This is a genomic window from Streptomyces sp. NPDC057438, from assembly GCF_042802995.1.
In the GTDB taxonomy this organism is placed as follows: domain Bacteria; phylum Actinomycetota; class Actinomycetes; order Streptomycetales; family Streptomycetaceae; genus Streptomyces.
This window is the reverse complement of sequence record NZ_JBHVDD010000071.1, coordinates 25,868-45,437: the sequence shown is the minus strand read 5'-3', so window position 1 is coordinate 45,437 and position 19,570 is coordinate 25,868. Positions and strand designations below refer to the sequence as shown.

18 protein-coding genes and 1 pseudogene are annotated in these 19,570 nt (G+C 73.2%); 6 read left to right on the top strand and 13 right to left on the bottom strand.

The window, feature by feature from the left end; all coding sequences use genetic code 11:
• Positions 1–27 precede the first annotated feature (27 nt).
• The 3 genes from ACFU5F_RS30610 to ACFU5F_RS30600 all read right to left on the bottom strand — a co-directional run bounded on the left by ACFU5F_RS30610 (position 28) and on the right by ACFU5F_RS30600 (position 2,068).
• Positions 28–345 carry a YkvA family protein gene (locus ACFU5F_RS30610; protein WP_383894138.1) on the bottom strand — a complete coding sequence of 106 codons (318 nt, stop codon included), beginning with the start codon at positions 343–345 and terminating at the stop codon, positions 28–30.
• A gap of 106 nt (positions 346–451) precedes the next feature.
• Positions 452–835: a hypothetical protein gene (locus ACFU5F_RS30605; protein WP_383894135.1), complete on the bottom strand. Its 384-nt coding sequence runs from the start codon at positions 833–835 to the stop codon at positions 452–454.
• Between the two features lie 309 nt (positions 836–1,144).
• Positions 1,145–2,068 carry a MurR/RpiR family transcriptional regulator gene (locus tag ACFU5F_RS30600; protein ID WP_383894132.1) on the bottom strand — a complete coding sequence of 308 codons (924 nt, stop codon included), beginning with the start codon at positions 2,066–2,068 and terminating at the stop codon, positions 1,145–1,147.
• A gap of 157 nt (positions 2,069–2,225) precedes the next feature.
• On the opposite strand from ACFU5F_RS30600, the gene ACFU5F_RS30595 reads away from it, so the two are divergent.
• From ACFU5F_RS30595 to ACFU5F_RS30580, 4 genes are all read left to right on the top strand, one after another.
• On the top strand, positions 2,226–2,615 hold the full coding sequence (locus ACFU5F_RS30595) for a hypothetical protein (protein ID WP_383894129.1): 390 nt from the start codon (positions 2,226–2,228) through the stop codon (positions 2,613–2,615).
• Positions 2,615–3,433 (top strand): DUF1206 domain-containing protein, encoded by an 819-nt coding sequence (locus ACFU5F_RS30590; RefSeq protein WP_383894126.1) that lies wholly within the window; start codon positions 2,615–2,617, stop codon positions 3,431–3,433. Before ACFU5F_RS30595 ends, ACFU5F_RS30590 begins: the two co-directional genes overlap by 1 nt.
• 152 nt (positions 3,434–3,585) lie before the next feature.
• Positions 3,586–4,116, top strand: a complete 531-nt coding sequence (locus ACFU5F_RS30585) for a DUF6328 family protein (RefSeq protein ID WP_383894175.1) — start codon at positions 3,586–3,588, stop codon at positions 4,114–4,116.
• A 276-nt stretch (positions 4,117–4,392) separates the two neighbouring features.
• Positions 4,393–7,611, top strand: coding sequence for an amidohydrolase family protein (locus ACFU5F_RS30580; protein ID WP_383894124.1), 3,219 nt, complete (start codon positions 4,393–4,395; stop codon positions 7,609–7,611).
• Between the two features lie 13 nt (positions 7,612–7,624).
• Here the strand turns inward: ACFU5F_RS30580 and ACFU5F_RS30575 are convergent, their stop codons facing one another.
• The 4 genes and pseudogenes from ACFU5F_RS30575 to ACFU5F_RS30560 form a co-directional block, all read right to left on the bottom strand.
• On the bottom strand, positions 7,625–8,824 hold the full coding sequence (locus tag ACFU5F_RS30575) for a 4-hydroxybenzoate 3-monooxygenase (RefSeq protein WP_383894172.1): 1,200 nt from the start codon (positions 8,822–8,824) through the stop codon (positions 7,625–7,627).
• A 32-nt stretch (positions 8,825–8,856) separates the two neighbouring features.
• On the bottom strand, positions 8,857–9,843 hold the full coding sequence (locus ACFU5F_RS30570) for a threonine/serine dehydratase (RefSeq protein WP_383894169.1): 987 nt from the start codon (positions 9,841–9,843) through the stop codon (positions 8,857–8,859).
• A gap of 139 nt (positions 9,844–9,982) precedes the next feature.
• A pseudogene (locus tag ACFU5F_RS30565) lies at positions 9,983–10,160 on the bottom strand (fused response regulator/thioredoxin-disulfide reductase); the annotation flags it as partial.
• Between the two features lie 93 nt (positions 10,161–10,253).
• Complete coding sequence (locus tag ACFU5F_RS30560; RefSeq protein ID WP_383894121.1) at positions 10,254–10,610, bottom strand: VOC family protein; 357 nt, start codon at positions 10,608–10,610, stop codon at positions 10,254–10,256.
• A gap of 57 nt (positions 10,611–10,667) precedes the next feature.
• Between ACFU5F_RS30560 and ACFU5F_RS30555 the strand changes: the two genes are divergently transcribed.
• Positions 10,668–11,540 carry a universal stress protein gene (locus ACFU5F_RS30555; RefSeq protein WP_383894118.1) on the top strand — a complete coding sequence of 291 codons (873 nt, stop codon included), beginning with the start codon at positions 10,668–10,670 and terminating at the stop codon, positions 11,538–11,540.
• Between the two features lie 31 nt (positions 11,541–11,571).
• Here ACFU5F_RS30555 and ACFU5F_RS30550 read toward each other — a convergent pair whose 3' ends face one another.
• From ACFU5F_RS30550 to ACFU5F_RS30540, 3 genes are all read right to left on the bottom strand, one after another.
• Positions 11,572–12,819 carry a DUF4032 domain-containing protein gene (locus tag ACFU5F_RS30550; protein WP_383894115.1) on the bottom strand — a complete coding sequence of 416 codons (1,248 nt, stop codon included), beginning with the start codon at positions 12,817–12,819 and terminating at the stop codon, positions 11,572–11,574.
• A 125-nt stretch (positions 12,820–12,944) separates the two neighbouring features.
• The gene (locus ACFU5F_RS30545; protein ID WP_383894112.1) at positions 12,945–13,391 is read right to left on the bottom strand and encodes a hypothetical protein; all 447 of its coding nucleotides are present in this window, start codon (positions 13,389–13,391) and stop codon (positions 12,945–12,947) included.
• A gap of 83 nt (positions 13,392–13,474) precedes the next feature.
• Complete coding sequence (locus tag ACFU5F_RS30540; protein WP_383894109.1) at positions 13,475–15,397, bottom strand: AMP-dependent synthetase/ligase; 1,923 nt, start codon at positions 15,395–15,397, stop codon at positions 13,475–13,477.
• A gap of 316 nt (positions 15,398–15,713) precedes the next feature.
• Here ACFU5F_RS30540 and ACFU5F_RS30535 point away from each other — a divergent pair, with 316 nt between their 5' ends.
• Positions 15,714–16,241: a hypothetical protein gene (locus ACFU5F_RS30535; RefSeq protein ID WP_383894107.1), complete on the top strand. Its 528-nt coding sequence runs from the start codon at positions 15,714–15,716 to the stop codon at positions 16,239–16,241.
• A 21-nt stretch (positions 16,242–16,262) separates the two neighbouring features.
• Here the strand turns inward: ACFU5F_RS30535 and ACFU5F_RS30530 are convergent, their stop codons facing one another.
• Genes ACFU5F_RS30530 through ACFU5F_RS30520 form a run of 3 tightly spaced genes read right to left on the bottom strand, consistent with a single transcriptional unit; the run spans position 16,263 to position 19,304 of the window.
• Positions 16,263–17,777: a tripartite tricarboxylate transporter permease gene (locus ACFU5F_RS30530; protein WP_383894104.1), complete on the bottom strand. Its 1,515-nt coding sequence runs from the start codon at positions 17,775–17,777 to the stop codon at positions 16,263–16,265.
• A 1-nt stretch (position 17,778) separates the two neighbouring features.
• Positions 17,779–18,324: a tripartite tricarboxylate transporter TctB family protein gene (locus tag ACFU5F_RS30525; protein WP_383894102.1), complete on the bottom strand. Its 546-nt coding sequence runs from the start codon at positions 18,322–18,324 to the stop codon at positions 17,779–17,781.
• Entirely contained in the window at positions 18,321–19,304 is a 984-nt protein-coding gene (locus tag ACFU5F_RS30520; protein ID WP_383894166.1) for a Bug family tripartite tricarboxylate transporter substrate binding protein, read from the bottom strand. Before ACFU5F_RS30520 ends, ACFU5F_RS30525 begins: the two co-directional genes overlap by 4 nt.
• Positions 19,305–19,570: the final 266 nt, after the last annotated feature.

Genomic DNA, 19,570 nt, shown 5'->3' with positions numbered 1-19,570 from the left:
CGCAGTGACCGTCGGCCCGACAACGTCTCACCCCCGCAGTGCGGTTCCCGTGCCTTCCCGGCCCTCGTCGGCCAGGACGTCCTGGCGGCCGCTGCGCATGGACCGCAGAGCGAGCAGGAGGACGCCGATGTCGTCCAGGTAGACCGGGTCCGGGACAAGGTCCGTCGGCAGGACGAGATAGAGGACGGCGCCCCAGAAGACCCACTTGGGGCCGGTGGGCAGCCCGGCCCGGTTCAGTTCGCGCCGGGTCCGCACCAGCCGCAGCAGCAGCCGGACGGCCACGCCGAGGACAGCGGCGGCGATCAGCGCGATCGCGGCGATCACACCCCAGGTCCAGGAATCCATCGGTCCGCCCCTCCGTCGGGCCGGGCGGTGTGCCCGGCCTGTGCCTGCCCATCGTCTTCCCCCGGGGCGGTCCCGTGTACCGCGGCGCGCGGGGAGCGTGAGCGGGTCAGTTCGAGGCGCGGGCGAGGTTGTGGTCCACCAGGGCCTGGCTGACGGCCCGGATGGAGCGGGCCATGTGGTTCAGCTGCATGACCTCGGCGGCGTACATCTTGATGGTGTGCTCGATGACCGACTCGGACATGCCGAGGCTGGGCAGTTCGGAGCGGGCGGTCTGCAGGGCGGTGCGGGCGACCCGGATCTCGTGCTGGACCTGGATCTGCGCGTGGCGGGCGAGCAGCACGGGGTGCCGCATCATCGCCGGGTAGCTGCCGTAACGGGCCGGCACCAGCTCGCGCAGCCACTTGGCCGCGGACCTCTCCCAGTCGTAACTGCCGGGTGTCTTGACCTGACACGGCCAGTCCGTGCGGAGGGGCGAGGAGGTCAGGGCCATGTGTAACGCTCCGGTCTTGCATCGACGCCATGGGGTGCAGCGGGTGGTGGAGTCTGGGCGGCCCCGGCATAGGGGATGGCCGGGGCCGCCTCACCCGGGGCGCCGTGGCGGGTAGGAGCGGACGGACCCGGGTGGACGACGTGACCCGGCGTTCCACCGGGGCACGATCCGCGAGCAGTATTTATATATACCCCTGAGTATGCAAGGGCATGGAAAAATTCATGCCGGGAGAGGCGGCGGGCGAGGCACCGGGGAGACCACGCGGCTCCGGGGGCGGGGCGGGGCGGGGCGGGGCGGGACGGAACGGGATCAGTCCCTGAGGAAGAACTGATGCTGCTCCGAAACCTGCTCGTACGCCTCCAGGCGGGCCTGGGTGCGCTCGGGGTCGGCGTCCGTCATGGCCTGGAGCAGGGCGGAGGACATCATCACGGGGGCGGCGTAGGAGTCGAAGACCAGGCGTGAGCCGGTGCCGGTGGCGAAGACGGCGTCGGCCTCGTCCGCCAGCGGACCGAGCGCCAGGTCGGTGACCAGCGCCACCCGCAGCCCGGCGTCGTGCGCGACGCGCAGCGCGGTCAGTGTCTCCTGCGCGTGCCGGGGCATGGAGAACGCCAGCACCCAGGTGCCGCCCGCCTCTCGGGACTGCAGCAGGGCGTCGTAGGCGACCGTGCCGCCCTTCGTCACCAGCCGGACGTCGGGGTGGATACGGCGGGCGGCGTAGGCGAAGTACTCGGCGAGCGCGCCGGAGATCCGCAGCCCGAGGACGGTCAGCGGGGCCGAGCGCGACAGGGCGCGGCCGACCTGGATCACCTGGTCGGGGTCGGCGAAGTCGCGCCGTAGGTTCTCCAGGTTCTCGATCTCGGCGTCCACGGCGGCCTGCAGTTCGTTGCTGCGGTCCGCCGCCAGGACGCCCGGGGCGCTGCCGAGGGTGGCGAGCGCGATGGACTGCAGCCGCTCCCGCAGCGCCGGGTAGCCGCTGAAACCGACGGCCGCGGCGAACCGGGTCACCGAGGGCTGGCTGACACCGACCCGCTCCGCGAGATCAGTGATCGACAGGAACGCGGCCTCGGTGATGTGCTCGATCAGGTACTGCGCGATCCGCCGCTGCCCGGGGGAGAGCCGGGGGCCGTCGAACAGTTCCCTGAGCCGGGACGTGGGGGACTGCTCGGTCCCCGGGGCGGTCCTCCCGGACGTGATCGCTGATGCCTGGGCACGTGCCTGCTGCGGCGATGGCACGCGCGCGCCTCCTTCGTCTCCCACGAGCACTCAACATAGCCCACGCCCCGCACCCCTCCCGGCGTCCGCTCGCGCGACCTGCGAGAACCCCGTTTCGGGCCCACCATGGGGGTACTCGGGGTACCCGCCCCAGCCGCCCACACGAGGGAGAAGGCTCGTGACCCTGCCCAGTCTGCCGGTGTCCCAGGTCGAGGTCGTGCTCTGCGACTGCTCGGCCCAGGACGCCGAACGCGTCTTCGCGTGTCTGCGCGCCCACTTCGAGACGGACCGGCGCCCCGACGACCCGCCGCACGAGACCGGCACCGGCCGGCCGACGATGTGGACCGGCATGTACGACACTGCCGCCGCCGTCCCCTCCGGCACGGGGGAGCACCCCCAGCCGCCGTCCGCTCCCGTCACGGTCGAGGTGCAGGGCAGCCCGCCCGCCGTACGGTTGCTGCGCGAGGCGCTGGAGGAGGAGTACAGCGTCCGTCAGGTCGGCGTGGACGCCGGTGACCAGGAAGTGCAACTGCAACTGCGGGTCGAGGGGCGGGAGGGGCGTAGCTGATGACCACTTTGGGGGTGGGGCGCGGGCGTGCCGCGCGGAGTTCGGTGACGGAGGGCGCGGCGCGCGCCGGGCTGACGGCGCGCGGCGTCATCTATCTGCTCGTCGGGGCGCTGGCCCTGCAGATCGCGTTCGGCGGAAGCTCGGAACAGGCCGACAGACAGGGAGCGTTGGAGGAGATCGCCGAGAAGCCGCTCGGCTCCGTGCTGCTGTGGGCGCTGGGCGTGGGTCTGGTCGGCATGGCCCTGTGGCGGCTGTCGGAGGCCGTGTTCGGCGCGGCGGGAGCGGACGGCCGCAAGTGGACCAAGCGGCTCGCGTCCGCCGCCCGCTTCGTCTTCTACTCCTTCGTCGCCTACTCGGTGCTGGCCTTCGCGGCCGGCGAGGGCGGCGGGGGCGGCTCCAGCGACGAGCAGTCCCGGGACGTGACGGCACGCGCCCTCGAACTGCCCGGCGGGCAGTGGATCGTGGGCGCGGCGGGTGTCGGGGTCGTCGTCGCGGGCGGCTGGATCGGCGTGCGGGCCGCGATGCGGTCGTACCGCAAGCACCTGCGGCTCGGTGAGATGTCCCGGCGCACGCGGCGGCTCGTCGACGTGAGCGGTGTGGGCGGCGGGGTGGCGCGCGGCCTGGTGTTCGCCGCGGCGGGTGTCTTCGCGGTCCGCGCCGCGATCCAGTACGAACCCGACGAGGCCAAGGGCCTCGACGACACCATCCGCTCCTTCGCCGACGCCCCCGCCGGACCGGCGCTCCTCGCGTGTGTCGCGGCCGGGCTCGTGCTGTTCGGGGTGTTCTCCTTCGCGATGGCGCGCTGGCGCAAGGTGTGAGACGCGAGGTGTGAGGCGGCGGGGGAGGAGGCGGGTGAGGCAGCCCCGGCCGGTGGCGGAGATCGCCCCGGCCGGAACGGATTCGGCCGAGCGGATTCGCTCGTGCGACTGACATGGCACGCGATGTGCCTGAGGTCCGGGCGCACGGCGTCATGGAGGGAGGGGAACACCGACTTCAGCCGGGAGGACACGTGACCGAGGCGCGGGGCGACCGGAGCAGAGGGCGCGACGAGACCGAGGACGAGCGGGCCGACCGCCGCTGGAGCGAACTCATCCAGGAGGTGCGGGTCGCCCAGACCGGGGTGCAGATCCTGTTCGGTTTCCTGCTCACCGTGGTGTTCACGCCGCGCTACGAGGATCTGGCGCAGACCGAGCGGACGATCTACATCGTGACCGTCGTCCTCGGCGCCGCCGCCACCGGCGCGCTCATCGGGCCCGTCTCCTTCCACCGGATCGTCGCCGGTCGCCGCATCAAACCCGCCGCCGTGCGGTGGGCGGCCCGCCTGACCGTCGTCGGCCTGGTACTGCTCCTCGCCACGATGACGTCGGCGCTGCTGTTGATCCTGCGCGTGGCCACGCACGACGAGTTCGTGCCCTGGCTGGTGGGCTGCGTCCTGCTCTGGTACCTGCTGTGCTGGTTCGTACTGCCCGCGTGGATCCGGCGCCGGGACGCCGACGACTGATCCCGCGCGTCGACACCGGGGCGCCGCCGTGCCGGTGACCGTCTCGGGGTGAGCGCGACCGGCCGACGGTGGGTCCCGCGAGAGGCTTCTGATCCCGAGCACCGCCATGCCGGGCTTCTGATACCGGACGCCGACGCGCGGTCTTGACCGGCCCAGGACACCGCCACGCCGACCCGAGCCGTGCCATCGGCCGCCGTCACACCGGTGGGTGACATCCCCGGTGGCGTGAATGGCGATGTTGCCCGTGTGCCGTGCGGTGCGCGAGCGTGCGGTGTCATGGACCGTGACCAGAGTCACCGCACCCCGCCCCTGACCCGCCGTCAACTCCTCGCCGCCACCGGGGCCACCGGGGCCGCCGCGGTCCTCGGCACCGCCGCTCCGGCCGTGGCCGCCGCCGGGCCCGGCGCCTCCGGCACCGGACCCTCCCTCACCTTCACCCGGGCGACCAACGGTGCGGCGACCCTCGCCACCAGCGGCGACACCCTGATCGCCGAGGTCCAGAGCGGCCTGTGGTCCCTGCCGCGCGGCGGCGGCAGAGCGGTCCCCCTCACCCCGGCCGACCTCGAACCCAACCGGCCCACCCACTCCCCGGACGGCGGCCTCGTGGCGTTCTGCGCCTACCGGGGCGGCGGCTTCCACCTGTGGACCGTGCGCCCCGACGGATCCGGGCTGCGACAGCGCACCGACGGCCCCTGGGACGACCGGGCCCCGGCCTGGTCGCCCGACGCCACCCGGCTCGCCTTCTGCTCCGAACGCGGCGGCGACCCGGACAGCCCCGCCAACGGATGCCCCTACCGCGTCCACGTCCTGGACCTGGCCACCGGCGACATCACCCGCGTCACCGGCCTCCCCGGCCAGGACGGCCCCCTCCAGGACGGCGGCTGGGAGGACTTCGACCCCACCTGGTCACCGGACGGCACCCGGCTGCTGTTCGTGCGCGGCAAGGTCGTCACCACGGGCACGACCCCGTCCGTGGAGTCCCGCACCGTGGCCGCGGTGGCAGCCGACGGCACGGGCCCGGTGACCGTCGAGCACACCGAGACCGAGGCCGCCCAGGTCATGACCCCCGCCCTCGCCCCGGACGGCCGCCTCGCGTACCTGCGCACCACCCCCTCCCCCCACGGCACGTGCACGCTCGTCGTCGCCGGAGAGCCCGTCCCGGTCGACGGCGACCTCGCACCCGTCCCGCCCCGCTGGACGGCCCGGGGCGAGCTGCTTCTCACCCTGGACGGCCGGTTCACCCTCCTGCGGCCCGAAGCGCCCGCGCGGACCGAGGAGATCCCCTTCGAGGCGGTCCTCCCCGTCGACCGGTCCCGCCGCCGGACCAAGGAGTACGACCTCGGTGAGGCACGGGTGCGGCCCGCGCGGGGCATCCACCTGCCCGCACTCTCCCCGGACGGGCGGAGCGTCGCGTTCGCCGCCCTCAACGCGCTCTGGCTGGCGGACACGGCGGGCGGCCGCGCGCCGAAGAGGCTGCGGCAGTCGCCGCCCACCCGATGGCTCCTCGCACCCGCCTGGGCGCACGACGGACGGTCCCTCGTCTACGCCGACGACCGCGACGGCCTCCTCGGCGTGTACCGGCACGATCTGGCCACCGGCGAGGAGACCGCCCTCGCCACCGGCGGCCGGGTCATGCCCGCCCTGTCGCCCGACGGGCAGCGGCTCGCCTGCCTCGACATGGCCGGCCGCCTCGTCGTACGGGACCTGGCGAGCGGCGAGGAACGCGTCCTCGTGGCACCGCTGGGCGGGGGCGGCATCCCCGGCAGGCCGAGCTGGTCGCCGGACGGCCGGTACCTCGCGCTGTGCGATCGCAACCGGCTCGGCGCCCGATTCCGCGAGGGCCACAACCTGATCCGGATCGTCGACGCCACCACCGGTGCCGACCGGCTGCACGCGGTCGCGCCCCACACCTCGATCGCCGACCGGTACGACTCCGGACCCGCCTGGTCGCCCGACGGCCGTTGGATGGCCGTGATCGTCGAGTCCGCCCTCTGCCTGCTGCCGGTGACCCCGGACGGCACCCCGCGCGGAAGACTCCGCACCCTCACCACCGACCCCGCCGACCATCCCACCTGGTCCGGTGATGCCAGGACCCTGCTCCACCAGTCGGGCACCCGGCTCCGGCTCGTCGACATCTCCGGCGACCGCGTGCGCACCGTCCGCGTACCGCTCGACCGCACCCGGCCCACCCCCGCCGACACCGTCGTCCACGCCGGACGCCTGTGGGACGGCACCGGCGAGACCGTCCGCGACGACGTCGACATCGTCGTACGCGGCGGCCGGATCACCGCCGTCGAACCCCACCGGGGCGACCGCCGGGCCGCCCTGCGCCGCGTCGACGCCTCCGCGCACACCGTGCTCCCCGGCCTGTGGGACACCCACACCCACCCCTGGCAGAGCACCTACGGCAGCCGCCAGGCCGTCGGCCAGCTCACCTACGGCGTCACCACCGCCGTCTCCCTCGGCGGCTTCGCCCACGAACAGGCCCGCATCCGCGAGGAGGTGAACGCCGGACGGCTCGCCGGACCGCGGCTGCTCACCACCGGCGAACTCCTCGACGGCGCGCGGGTCGCGTACAGCATGGGACGCGCCCACCGGACGAGGGCGGGACTGCGGCGCTCACTGGAGCGGGCCGCCGCCCTCGACTGGGACTTCGTCAAGACGTATGTCCGGGCGCCCGGCTGGGTGATGAGCGAGGCCGCCCGCTTCGCCCACGAACGTCTCGGCGTGCGCACCGGCGGCCACCTGCTCTCCCCGGGCGTGCAGCTCGGGCAGGACCTGACGACCCATCTGCAGGCCACCCAGCGCGCAGAGTTCGGCCACGCCGTCACCGCGAGCGGGCAGGCGTACGAGGACGTCGTGGAGATCTACACCCGGCAGGGCGTGGACTTCTCCCTGATCGCCACCCCCTTCACGGCCCTGCCCCTCATGGGCGCGGACCCGTCCCTGGCCGACGACCCCCGGGTCACGGCCGTGATGCCGCCGTGGGACGCCGCCCTCGTCCGGCAGGGAGCGGGAACTCCGCCCACGCCCGCCCAACTCGCCGCGCTGCGTACCGAGACCGACGTCTACCGGCGGGTCCTCACGGCCGGCGGCCTCGTCGCCCTCGGGACCGACCAGCCGCTCGTACCCGTCGGCCTCTTCCTCCACCTCGCCCTGCGCGCACTGCACGCCGGCGGGCTCACCCCGGCCGAGACCCTGCGCACCGCGACCGTGCTCCCGGCCCGGATCTTCGGCCTCGACGACCACCTCGGCACGGTCGGCGCGGGCAAGCTGGCGGACCTGACCGTCGTCGACGGCGACCCTTTCACGGACTTCGCCGATCTCGTCCGCACGGTGTCGGTCCTGCGCGGCGGAACGCCGTACACCACCGAGGAGTTGGTGGCCGCCCACCGGCCCACGGCCCGCCGCGCCACGGCTGCCGGGACCGAGGAGGACTGGCTGGAGGTCGGCCGCACGATGCGCCAGGACAGCTGCTGCCACGACGGCCCCTGAGGGGCGTCCGGTGCTAGTGGTCGGTGTCCTTGCCGATGAACAGCTCGGCGAAGGTGGACGCGGCGGCGGGGGAGCCGAGGACGCGACGGAGCCGGGCGGTGGCGGCGCCCGCCCGGAACGCGTCGCCGGACGACGGGCCGTGCAGCAGCTCCGCCAGCCACTGCGAGAACTCCTGGTAGTGCCAGACCCGGCGCAGACAGGCAGCGGAATAGCCGCGCAGCCCGCCGTCGTCCCCCTCGCGCAGCCGGGCGATCAGGGCGTCCGCGAGGAGGAAGGAGTCGTGCAGCGCGAGGTTCATGCCCTTCGCGGCGATCGGCGCGACGAGATGGGCCGCGTCGCCCGCGAGGTACAGCCGGCCGTACGCCATCGGCTCGGTCACGTAGTTGTGCATGTCGAGCACCCGTTTCTCCACCAACGGGCCCTCCGTGAGCGGCCGGGTGCCGGGGACGGCCAGCCGGGCGTGCAGCTCGGACCAGACCCGTTCGTCCGGCCAGTTCACCGGGTCGTCCCCCGCCGGGACCTCCAGGTAGTAGCGGGTGATCTCCGGGCTGCGCGCCATGTGCCCGGCGAAGCCCCGGGGATGGACGCCGAGGATCACGCAGTCGGACGAGGGCGGCGCCTCGGCGAGCAGCGCCAGCCACCCCACCCCGTGGTCGTGCCGGGCGACCGTGGCGTGGCCGGCGGGCAGCGCGGTGCGCGTGACACCGCGCGCGCCGTCGCAGCCCGCGACGAACTCGCAGTGCAGCAGCCGCCGTTCGCCGCTCGCCGGGTCCAGGTACGACACGGAGGGGCGCTCGCCGTCGATGCCGTGCAGCTCGACCTCCCGCACGCCGAAGCGGATGTCGCCGCCCCGGACGTCCGCGTACTCCCTGACCAGGTCCGTCACCAGCAGCGGCTGCGGGTACACGTAGTGGTGGTGCCCCGTGATCTCCGTGTACGGGAACCGCCGGCGCTCACCGGCGTAGCGGAACTCGAACTCCGTGTGCACCGGCGCCCGTTCCACGAGCCGCCCCGCCAGCCCGCGCCGCTCCAGGGCGCGCACCACCCACTCCTCCAGGAACCCGGCCCGGGGCCGGGTCTCGATGAACTCCCGGCTCTCGGTCTCCAGCACCACGCAGTCCACGGAGGCGGCCCGCAGGACGTTGCCGACGGTCAGTCCGGCGGGCCCGGCACCGACGATGACGACGGGGGTGTGTTCGGCCGTTGAGCTCATCCGAGCATTGTCGCCGGACCCGGCCGGCCCCGTCACCGCAGCCCGAACCGCCGTGCCCAGTCCGTGATGTCGGCCGTGGTGGCGTTGCCGCCGCAGACCACGAGACCCAGCCGGGCGCCGTCGCCGACCCGCTCCCGCACCTGCCGGGCCGCGGGCAGCAGACATCCGGCGGCGGGCTCCGTCCACACCTTGGCGTGCTCGGCGAAGTCGAGGACGCCCTGTACGGCCTCGGCGTCGGGGACCACGAGGACGTCCTCGACGAGGGCGGTCACATGGTCGTAGGTGAGCCGGGAGGCGGAGGGGGCGCTGAGCGTGGTGACGACGGAGGAGAGGGGGACCGTGACGGGGCCGCCGGCCGCGAGCGCCTCGGTCATGGCCGTCGCGCCGACGGTCTCCACGCCCCAGACGCGGACCCCGGGACGCAGGGCCTCGAAGACCGCAGCGACACCGGCGATCAGCCCGCCACCGCCGATGCTCACGAGTACGTCGGTGAGCGCGCCGGGGTCGTCCGTGTCGCCGGTGCCCCGGGTGTCCTCGACGAACTCCAGGCCGACGGTGCCCTGACCGGCGATCACCAGCGGGTCGTCGAAGGGGTGGACGAGGGTGAGGCCCTCCTCCCGCAGCCGCTCGGTCAGCGCGAACGCCTCCGCCATGCCGTCCGTGAGCCGCAGCGAGGCCCCGGCCGCCTCGACGAGGTCGATGGCACGCCGGGGGGCGCTCCGCGCCATCACCACGGTCGCCTTGATGTGCAGCGCCGCGGCCATGTGCGCCAGCGCGATCCCGTGGTTGCCGCCGCTGACCGCGACGACGCCGGCCGCCCGCTCGGCGGGAGTGAGCGCCAGCAACTTCGCCGTGGCGCCCCGGGCCTTGAACGAGCCGGTGCGCTGCAGCAGCTCCAGCTTCGTGGTCACGGGGACACCGAGCAGCTCGGACAGCCCCGGGCTCGGGACGGTCGGCGTCCGCACGACATGGCCGGCGATCGTCGCGGCGGCTTCCCGGATCTCGTCGATCCCGATCAACACGTTCGTACTCCGTTCGATGGTGCGGTCGGCTGCGGCCCCGGTGAGAGCCTGGCGCCGCGTCGTCCGCGACCCCGGTGGGGGGCTGACCGCGCAGGTCCCCGCGCCCCTGAGAAGCCGGGCCCCGGGTCCCTGAGCCCCCGCGCAGCTTCAGCTCCCGCAGGGCCTCCGGCGCCGATTGCCCGGACTCCGCCCGCACGAGCCGGTATGACTCGCCGTACCTGCGCCGCAGGTCCCGTTGCCACCGCACGCGAGACCCCGGGATCGTCATCCACCATGAGGATCACGTTCCGCGCCGGACCGACCGCCTGAGTCATACGCCTCCACCCCGAGCCAATGGGCCCATCGTATGTACGACCGTCCGGGTTCGCTCGGTTCCCCCGAGCGGGACCGGGAGCGTACGCCGGGGTTCAGGTCCTACGCGGGGCCAGGACGCAGAACTCGTTGCCCTCCGGGTCCGCGAGCACCACCCAGGGCTCGTCACCGCGCTGCCCGACGTCCGCGTGCCGGGCCCCGAGGGCGAGCAGGCGGCCGACCTCAGCGGCCTGGTCGTCGGGGCGGAAGTCGAGATGCAGCCGGTTCTTGACGTGCTTCGCCCCCGGATCGCGTCCGAACAGCAGTCCGGGAAGGCGGTCCGGGGCCGGACGGATCTCGCACTCCTCGGGGGAGTCGTCGACGACGACCCAGCCGAGCGCCCGCGCCCACCAGCGCCCGAGGGCCGCCGGATCGGCGGCGTCCACCACCAACTGCTCCCACTCCAGGGTCATACGGCGAGCGTAGTGAAGACTGGGCCCGTCAGCGATGTGACTACAGAGAGGTGGGCGATGACGACGCGCCCCATCACCGCCGCAGTGGACGGCACGCCCGAGAGCCTCGCCGCCCTGGCGTGGGCCGGCCGTGAGGCCATACGCCGGGACCTGGCGCTGCGGGTGGTGCACGCGTGGCAGTGGGAGCCGCACGAGGCGGTCGCCGTGGACCGGGACGGACAGGCCCGCTGGGCCGAGGAGGCCCTCGCCGAGGCGGCGCGGGGTGTCGGCGAGCGGCACCCCGCACTGGCGGTGACGACGGAACTGCTGGAGGGGCCGCCGGTCGAGATCCTGGCCGGCGTCGCCGGCTCGGCCGAGACGCTGGTGCTCGGCTCGCGCGGGCACGGGGCGGTGATCGGCTTCCTGCTCGGCTCCGTCGGACAGCAGGTGATCGTGGAGTCGCCGCGTCCCGTCGTGCTCGTGCGCGCCGAGGACAGCCCGGCGGGAGAGGCCGCCGGGCGTGAGGTCGTCGTGGGCCAGCAGGGAACGGCGGAGGACAGCGCCGACGTGCTGCGGTTCGCGTTCGAGACGGCGGCGGCCCGCGGGGCGTCCCTGCGCGCGGTCCGGGCGTGGGCGCTGCCGCCGCTGTACGCGTACAGCCCCGGCTCGCTGAAGCTCCTCGACGAGGCCGGCGGCCTGGAGCCGTACGAGAAGAAGGCGCTGGCCGCCGCGCTGGAGCCGTGGCGGGAGAGGTTCCCCGAGGTGCCCGTCACCGAGCACGTCGAGATCGGCAGCGCCGGGCAGGTACTGCTGTCCGTGGCGCACCGGGCCCAGCTGATGGTGGTCGGGCGCCGCGCCCGTCGTACGGCCGTCGGCGCCCGGCTCGGCTCGGTCACCCACGGCGTCCTGCACCACGCGCACTGCCCGGTGGCCGTCGTCCCGCACGAGTGAGGGCGGTCGGCGGTGCCGGCCGCCCGGCGGCTCACATGGGGGTGACGTCCTCCGCCGGTGGCGGAAGCAGCGCCAGGGTCCTCGGCAGGACGTTGTCGATGTAGTCCTTCACGGCCGTGTCCAGGCCGATGTCGTGCTGGGCCCGCTCGGACAGGTACCAGCGGTGTTCGAGGAGCTGGTGGTAGATCTCCGCCGCGTCCATCGAGCCGCGCAGTTCGAGCGGGACGGCCCGCACGGTCGGCCGGAACACCTCCCGCACCCAGCGGTGGGCCAGCACCTCGGGGCGGGCGCCGAGAGGGTCGCCCGGGGCGTAGTCGTCCTGGGTGGCCATCCAGCTCTCCAGGTCGCTCAGCAGCCGCCGGGCCTGGTTCTCCTCGGTGTCCAGACCGGTGAGCCGCAGCAGCTGCCGCTGGTGGTGGCCGGCGTCGACGACCTTGGGCACGAACGTCACCGTGTCACCGTTGTCGGCGTGCTCGATCTGCATCTCGGCGACGTCGAAACCGAGTTCGTTGAGGCGGCGGATCCGGCGCTCGATGTAGTGGTACTTCCCGGCCGGGTAGACCGACCGGCGCGTCAGCTCCTCCCACAGCCCGTGGTAGCGGGAGCAGATCTCGTTGCCGAACTCGATGGGGTCGACCGAGGGGTGCAGCGCGCCGGACGCCTCCAGGTCCAGCAGCTCGCCGCTGATGTTCACCCGGGCGAGATCGAGGTCGTACTCCCGCTGCCCGGAGCTGAGCCGGCTGTGCAGGTCGCCCGTCTCCGCGTCCACCAGGTACGCGGCGTACGCGCCCGCGTCCCGCCGGAACAGCGTGTTGGACAGTGAGCAGTCGCCCCACGCGAACCCGGTGAGGTGCAGGCGCACCAGCAGGACGGCGAGGGCGTCCATCAGCCGGTGCATGGTGGCGGGACGCATGGTCGTCTCGAACATCGAGCGGTACGGCATCGAGCCGCCCAGATGCCGGGTGATCAGCACCGACTCCAGGGGATCGCCCGCGTCGTCGAGACGGCCGGTGACCACACCGAGGGCGTCCACGGCCGGGATGCCGAGCCGGTCCAGGTCGCGCAGCAGCTCGTACTCGCGCAGGGCGGGCCGCTCGGCGAGTTCCTTGACGGCGACGACCTCGTCTCCGGCCCGGGCGTAGCGCACGACATGCCGGGAGATACCGCGGGGGAGCGGCACGAGATGGTGCTCGGGCCACTCCTCCAGCGGCACGTGCCACGGCAGTTCGAGGAGCAGCGCGGGGTGTTCCGGGTTGGTGGCGCTGATCTGCAGTGCCATGGGTTCTGGTCCTCAGCCTTCGTCTCACGGTGGTGCGGAGTGCTCGCGGGAAGCGGTTTCCCGCTGTCGCCCGGAGCATCTCCGCATCCGGAGGACCGTTTCGTCAACAGTCGCCCGGTCCGTGGTCAGGAGGGTGCGGGAGCCGTCGGCTCCCGGCTCGGCTCCTGCCGCGGCCGTCTGAGCGCGGACCGTACGTTCCAGCCGCCCACGGCCAGGCACACCAGGCCGGTGGCGCCCGGGTAGAGCCAGACGCCGTTGTCCCGCACGACGGCCGTGGTCGACGACTCGTCGTCCACGTGGACGCGCACCGGCCCGGTGGGCCTGCTCGCGAACGTGGTGTCGACCTCGACCCTCGGGATGCGGAAGGAGCCGTCGTCGGCCCGGAAGGACCCTTCGCACGACCAGTCCTCCTCACCGTCCGACTCGGAAACCTGGCACCGGGCGACGACGAACTGCCCCGCCACCCCGTTCAGTTGCGTCTCCAGCCGGAGCACCCCCGCTCCGAACAGAAAAGCTCCGCCGCCGAGCGCCATCACCGTGGTCAACAGCTTCCTCGGCCCCATACGCGCCATGGATCGTCCCCCTTGTTGGATTCTGTTCGTTCTGTTCGGCTCCGCACCACCGTGTGGTCAGTACGGCGGTGCCGGCGGTACGGTCAGTGCCGGGCGCGGCGGAAGACGTCGTCGGAGTCCGAGTCGTCCCAGCCCCCGGCCTCCTCCGGCACGCCGCGGCGCAGCGCCCGCGCCGAGGTCGCGTACATCGCCTCGATCTCCGCCTCGTACCGCCGCACGATGGCGTCCCGGCGCAGCTTCATCGACGGGGTGAGCAGGCCGTTGGCGAGGTCGAAGGGCTCGGGCAGGATGCGGTACACACGGATCGACTCCGCGCGCGACACCGTGCTGTTGGCCGCCGCGATCGCCCGCAGCACCTCCTGCCGCAGCGCGTTCTCCTCCCGCGCCTCCCGGCCCAGCAGCTCACCCGGCGCGGACAGCGACCCCCGCCAGTGCGCGAGGAACTCCGGGTCCAGGGTGAGCAGGGCCCCCACGCAGGGCCGGTTGTCGCCCACGACCACCGCCTGGTGGATCAGCGGGTGCATCCGCAGCTGCTCCTCCAGCGGTGCCGGGGCCACGCCCTTGCCCCCGCTGGTGATGATGATCTCCTTCTTGCGGCCGGTGATCGACAGATACCCCTCGTTGTCCAGCCGTCCGATGTCCCCGGTGGCCAGCCAGCCGTCCTGCAGCGCGGCCCGCGTGCCCGTCTCGTCGTTGACGTAACCCTGGAACACCGAAGGGCCGTTGACGAGGATCTCCCCGTCCCGGGCCACCCGGATCTCCGTCCCCGGCAGCGGACGGCCCACGGTGCCGAACTTCTCCCGGCCCACCGGCTGGGCGGTGATGCCGCCGGCGGTCTCGGTGAGGCCGTACCCGTCATGGACGAGGATGCCGATGCCGGCGTAGAACAGCGCGAGGTCACGGTTGAGGGGGGAGCCGCCGGAGCAGCCGCCGCGCACCCGGCCGCCGAGGGCCCCGCGCAGCTTGCGGTACACCGCCTTCTCGTAGAACGCGTGTTGCAGCTTCAGGTCCATCGCGGGGCCGGGGCCGGTGCCCAGCCGCTGCCGTTCGGCGGCGAGGGCGTAGTCCTGGGCCGTGCGCACCGCGCGCTCGAACAGGGGTCCCCGGCCGGCCTGTTGGGCCCTGCGCAGGAAGTTCTTGTAGATCTTCTCGAAGAGATAGGGCACACCGAAGAGGAAGGTCGGCTTGAAAGACCGCAGCGCGGCGGACAGCGCCTCCTCGGTCGGCTGCGGTTCGTGCGCGAGGAGCAGCCCGCCGCGCAGACACATGCCCTGGATCATCAGGCCGTAGACGTGTGAGAACGGCAGGAACGCCAGGATCGCCGGCTGTTCGCCCGGCGCGGCGGTCGTCTGCCGCCAGCCGGCGAGCAGCACGTCGCAGGGGCTGGCCAGACTGCGGTGGGAGAGCGCACAGCCCCGGGGGCGGCCGGTCGTGCCGGAGGTGTACGCGATCACCGCCGTGGAGTCCGGCATGACGATGCGGCGCAGCGAGTCCACCGTCGCGTCCGGTACCTCCCGGCCGGCCTCGACGAGCTGCGGCAGGGAGTCGGCGTCCAACTGCCAGACGTGGCGCAGCAGCGGCAGCTTGGCGCACACCGACCCGACCGTCATCACGCCCAGTTCGTCCTCGACGACCACACCCACACAGGCCGCGTCCCGAAGGATCCACTCGATCTGGTCGCGCGACGACGTGGGGCATACCGGTACGATCTCGGCGCCCACGGCCCACAACGCGACGGCGAGCAGCGTCCACTCGTACCGGGTGCGGGCCATCACGGCCACCCGGTTGCCCGGCCGGATCCCCGACGCGATCAACCCCTTGGCCAGATCGGCCACTTCGTCCCGCGTCTCGGCCGCGCTCACCCGGGTCCAGGCGTCCGGGAAGGCAGGGTCGCGGCGGGCGATCTGCGGCAGAGCGGGATCACGGTATGCCGTCTCGAACAGTGCGTCGGCCAGCCCTCCGGCCATGACCGGTCCCGTCGGTGGAGCAAGACCGAAGTTGCCCATGCGACGCTCAGAACCTTCCCTGCACGTGACCTCGCCGAGCGGTGCGCCAACCGGCGGTGATCGAACGTAGCGTACGACCCCGACGTCGCGCGCGGGGAATCGGCAAGTCGGCCGCCACGCATCCGCACCGTGGGCCGTGAACGTGATGTGCGGCACGTGCGCACCCGCCTGTGCGAGGCCCTCCCGGCAATCGTCGCTGCACACGGCTTGATCACCTCTGACCGGCGGAGATGCCCCGAACCCGGACGTCCGACGGGTGTGGCACTGTGGTGCGCGCGAACGCGGGAGAGGTCCCGCCGATGTGGAGAGGTGGACGGTGCGCGAGCCCAATGTGATCGGGGACTGGCAGGAGTACGAGGGTGACCTGGCCGGCCTGCGCGTGCGCGTCCACCAGGTGGAGTGCGCCGAGCCCCCACGGGGCCGCGACGACGCCGCCGAGGGCCTCGCGTACTTCCGGTTCCGGGTGACGGTGGAGAACCGCGGCGCCGAACACGTCGGCCTGCACCTGGAGGACGGCCAGCTCGACATCCGCACCGGAGCCGACGGCGAGAGCGCGTTCCTCGACTGGCGCAACTCCCGGTTCATCGAGGGCTTCGACCTCTACCCGCTGCGGCGCGCCACCTCCGTGCTCTACGCGGCGGCTCCCGAGGCCCACCTCACCCAGTTCGACATCCAGGTCCAGCTGCGGGTCGACGAGGAGTGGACCGAGCGGTACCTGTGGTCCGGCGGCATCGGCATCGACGAGGACCTCCTCGACCCGGCGGCCGGCCCGGGCCGCGAGGGCATCGCCGGTCAGATCAGCGCGTTCCTGCACGAGGAGGCGGAGCGGGGGGCGGCGGGCTGACCGTCGCCCCGGGGCTGGGGCTCACCCGGCGCCGGCGGGCGTGCGGTCGCGGTTCCGGGCGCCGGGGAGCAGTCGCCGCAGCAGCGGCCAGGCCAGCAGCACGGCGATGATCGCGTACACCGTCACCGAGAACGGCGTGTTCACGAGCCCTGTGACGCTGCCGTCGCTGATCTGGAGGGCGCGGCGCAGTTGTTGCTCGGCGTTCGGGCCGAGGATGACGCCGATGACGGCCGGCAGCACCGGCAGACCGTAGCGGCGCATGCCGAACCCGATCAGGCCGATGACCAACAGGATCACCAGGTCGATCACCTCACCGCCGACCGCGTACGCGCCGACCGCGGCGAAGAAGAGGATGCCCGCGTAGAGGTACGGGCGCGGGATGCGCAGCAGTTTCGCCCACAGCGGGGCCAGCGGCAGGTTGAGGGCGAGCAGCAGCACCATGCCGACGAACAGCGAGGCGATCAGGCCCCACACCAGGTCGGGCTCGCGTTCGAACAGCAGGGGACCCGGCTGGATGCCGTACTGCTGGAAGGCGGCCAGCATGACCGCCGCCACCGCCGTGGTGGGCAGGCCCAGGGTCAGCATGGAGACCAGGGTGCCCGCCGCCGAGGCCGAGGCGGCCGACTCCGGGCCCGCCACGCCCTCGATGGCGCCCTTGCCCCAGTCGTCCGGGTGCTTCGACAGCCGCTTCTCGGTGACGTACGACAGGAAGGTGGGGATCTCGGCGCCGCCCGCCGGGATCGCGCCGAACGGGAAGCCGATGAACGGGCCCCGCAGCCAGGACTTCCAGGTCCGCTTCACATCGGACCGGCCGAGCCACGGCCGGCCCACCGGGATCGGCTCGGGCGGACTGCGCCGCAGGTGCGCGGCCACCCACAGTGCCTCCCCGATGGCGAACAGGCCCACCGCGACGATCACCACGTCGATGCCGTCGGCGAGCTGGAGCGAGCCGAAGGTCAGCCGCTGCTGGCCGGTCATCTGGTCCAGGCCCACCAGACCGATCGTCAGGCCGACGAGGAGGGAGGCGAGGCCCCGGACCCGGGACGAGCCCAGCACGGACGTCACGGCGATGAACGCCAGCACCATGATCGCGAAGTAGTCGGGGGCGCCGATGTCCACGGCCAGCTCGGCGACCTTCGGCGCGAGGACCACCAGCAGGAGCGTGCCGACCATGCCGCCCGCGAAGTGCCCGATGGCGGCGGCCGCGAGCGCCTGCGCGCCGCGCCCCGCCTTGGCCATCGGGTTGCCCTCCATGGCCGCGACCACGGCCGCGCTCTCGCCGGGGGTGTTGAGGAGGATCGAGGTGGTGGAACCGCCGAACATCGCGCCGTAGTAGATGCCCGCGAACATGATGAACGCGCCCACCGGATCCAGCCCGTACGTGACCGGCAGCAGCAGCGCGACCGCCATGGCGGGCCCGATACCGGGCAGCACACCGATGGCGGTGCCCAGGAGCACACCGACCGCGGCCCACAGGATGTTGACCGGCGTCAGGGCCGTGCCGAAGCCGTCGAGGAGGGAGCTGAAGGCGTCCACGTCAGAGCACTCCCATCAGCGGGCCGCCCGGCAGGGGTACCCCGAGCAGGTTGTCGAACAGGACGTACGTGACCAGGGAGAGGACGGCCGCGATCAGCGGGTCGCGGTCCAGGTGCCGGCTGCCGAGCGCGTAGGCCGCGCCCCAGAACAGCAGGGCGCCGGCCACGGGGAAGCCGAGCGGCTCGATCAGGACCGCCGCGCCGAGGAAGACCCCGGCGAGCAACAGCACCGTGCGCCAGTCGGCGGGCTCGGACAGGTCGATGTCCTCGCCGCCCTCGGCCTGGCCCCGGCCGCCCCGCAGCACGTCCACCGCGAGCAGCGCGGCGATCAGCAGCAGCCCGGCGCCGACCACGACAGGAACCGTCCTCGGGCCGACCGGCCCGCGCTGGGCGATGTCCACGTCCATGGTGAGCGCGTCGGTCAGGACCAGGATGCCGAGCGCCAGCAGCAGGACGCATACCCCCAGCTCGGAGCGGTCACGCAGCCAGGAGCGGCTCTCGGCGGCGGGCGGCGGGGGAGTGCCGGTGGTGTCCGTGTCCGTCGTCACAGCCCCAGCTCCTTCAGCACCGACACCACACGCCTGTCCTGGGCGTCCAGGAACGCGCCGAACTCGTCGCCGGTCAGGAACGCGTCGTCCCAGCCGTGTCGCTTCAACGACTGCCGCCACTGCGGTGAGTCGTGCAGCTCCTCGATCAGCCGGGTGAGCTTGTCGCGCTGGGCCTCGGTGAGGCCGGGCGGGGCGACGATGCCGCGCCAGTTGGTGAAGCTCACGTCGTAGCCCGCCTCCTGGAGGGTGGGCGCGTCGAGCCCGGCCACCCGCTTCGGGCCCGTCACCGCGAGCAGCCGCAGCTCGCCCGCCCTGATCTGGTCCAGGTACTCGCCGACCCCCGACACCCCGAAGGCGACCTTGTCGCCGAGGATCGAGGCGAGCAGTTCGCCGCCGCCGTCGAAGGGGATGTAGTTGACGTCCTTCGGAGCGATCCCGGCGGCCCGCGCCATCAGCATCGGCGCCAGATGGTCCGGCCCGCCCGGCGCCGACCCGCCGCCCACCGGCAGCTTGCCCGGGTCCTCCTTCCACGCCCCGATCAACTCGTCGATCGTCTTGTACGGCGAGTCCTTGGCGACCACCACGACGTCCTGCTCCTCGGTGAGGCGGGCGATCGGCGTGGTGTCGGCGAGCGTCTTCGGCGCGTCGTTGGAGCGGACGGCGCCGACGACGCCGAGGCCCATCGACATCGCGAGCCGGCCGTTGCCGTGCTCGCCGACCAGCCGGCTCAGACCGACCGTGCCGCCGGCCCCCGGCAGGTTGAACACCTCGATGTTGTGGGTGAGCCCGGCGTCCTCGGCGTTCTTCGCGGCCGTCCGGGCCGTGATGTCGTAGCCGCCGCCGGGGGTGTTCGGCACCATGAAGCGCAGGCCCGGGATCTGGGTGCCGGACTCGCCGCCGCTGCCGGTCGTCAGCAGCGGCGGCCCCACGAGCACGAGAGCGGCCGCCCCGAGCAGGGCGAGGGGGGTGCGCAGCCGCACGAATGCCACCACCTGTCGGTCGGGGTCGGGAGATGAGTGATCTGGACCACATCGTGCCCATGGGGAGCGGAACCGATTCCGTTGCGCAAACAACGGAGGTTGTGGTCGTAGTGGTCACGGCCCCTGTCACCGTATGAGCACGTCCCGCACACCTCTCTTTCCCGGATCGGGACCGGGCGCCATGATTGTGCGACCCACCGCACAGGCCGGCGCCCGAGCCGCCTGACAACGTGTCGGCACGAGAGAAGAGTCCGTCGTGGTGTTCC

What these genes read in the sequence shown, in the direction of transcription:
- ACFU5F_RS30610 (WP_383894138.1), bottom strand. Translation starts at nt 345, where the DNA reads ATGGATTCCTGGACCTGGGGTGTGATCGCCGCGATCGCGCTGATCGCC.
- ACFU5F_RS30605 (WP_383894135.1), bottom strand. Translation starts at nt 835, where the DNA reads ATGGCCCTGACCTCCTCGCCCCTCCGCACGGACTGGCCGTGTCAGGTC.
- ACFU5F_RS30590 (WP_383894126.1), top strand. Translation starts at nt 2,615, where the DNA reads ATGACCACTTTGGGGGTGGGGCGCGGGCGTGCCGCGCGGAGTTCGGTG.
- ACFU5F_RS30585 (WP_383894175.1), top strand. Translation starts at nt 3,586, where the DNA reads ATGGAGGGAGGGGAACACCGACTTCAGCCGGGAGGACACGTGACCGAG.
- ACFU5F_RS30580 (WP_383894124.1), top strand. Translation starts at nt 4,393, where the DNA reads ATGGACCGTGACCAGAGTCACCGCACCCCGCCCCTGACCCGCCGTCAA.
- ACFU5F_RS30575 (WP_383894172.1), bottom strand. Translation starts at nt 8,824, where the DNA reads ATGAGCTCAACGGCCGAACACACCCCCGTCGTCATCGTCGGTGCCGGG.
- ACFU5F_RS30560 (WP_383894121.1), bottom strand. Translation starts at nt 10,610, where the DNA reads ATGACCCTGGAGTGGGAGCAGTTGGTGGTGGACGCCGCCGATCCGGCG.
- ACFU5F_RS30555 (WP_383894118.1), top strand. Translation starts at nt 10,668, where the DNA reads ATGACGACGCGCCCCATCACCGCCGCAGTGGACGGCACGCCCGAGAGC.
- ACFU5F_RS30550 (WP_383894115.1), bottom strand. Translation starts at nt 12,819, where the DNA reads ATGGCACTGCAGATCAGCGCCACCAACCCGGAACACCCCGCGCTGCTC.
- ACFU5F_RS30545 (WP_383894112.1), bottom strand. Translation starts at nt 13,391, where the DNA reads ATGGCGCGTATGGGGCCGAGGAAGCTGTTGACCACGGTGATGGCGCTC.
- ACFU5F_RS30540 (WP_383894109.1), bottom strand. Translation starts at nt 15,397, where the DNA reads ATGGGCAACTTCGGTCTTGCTCCACCGACGGGACCGGTCATGGCCGGA.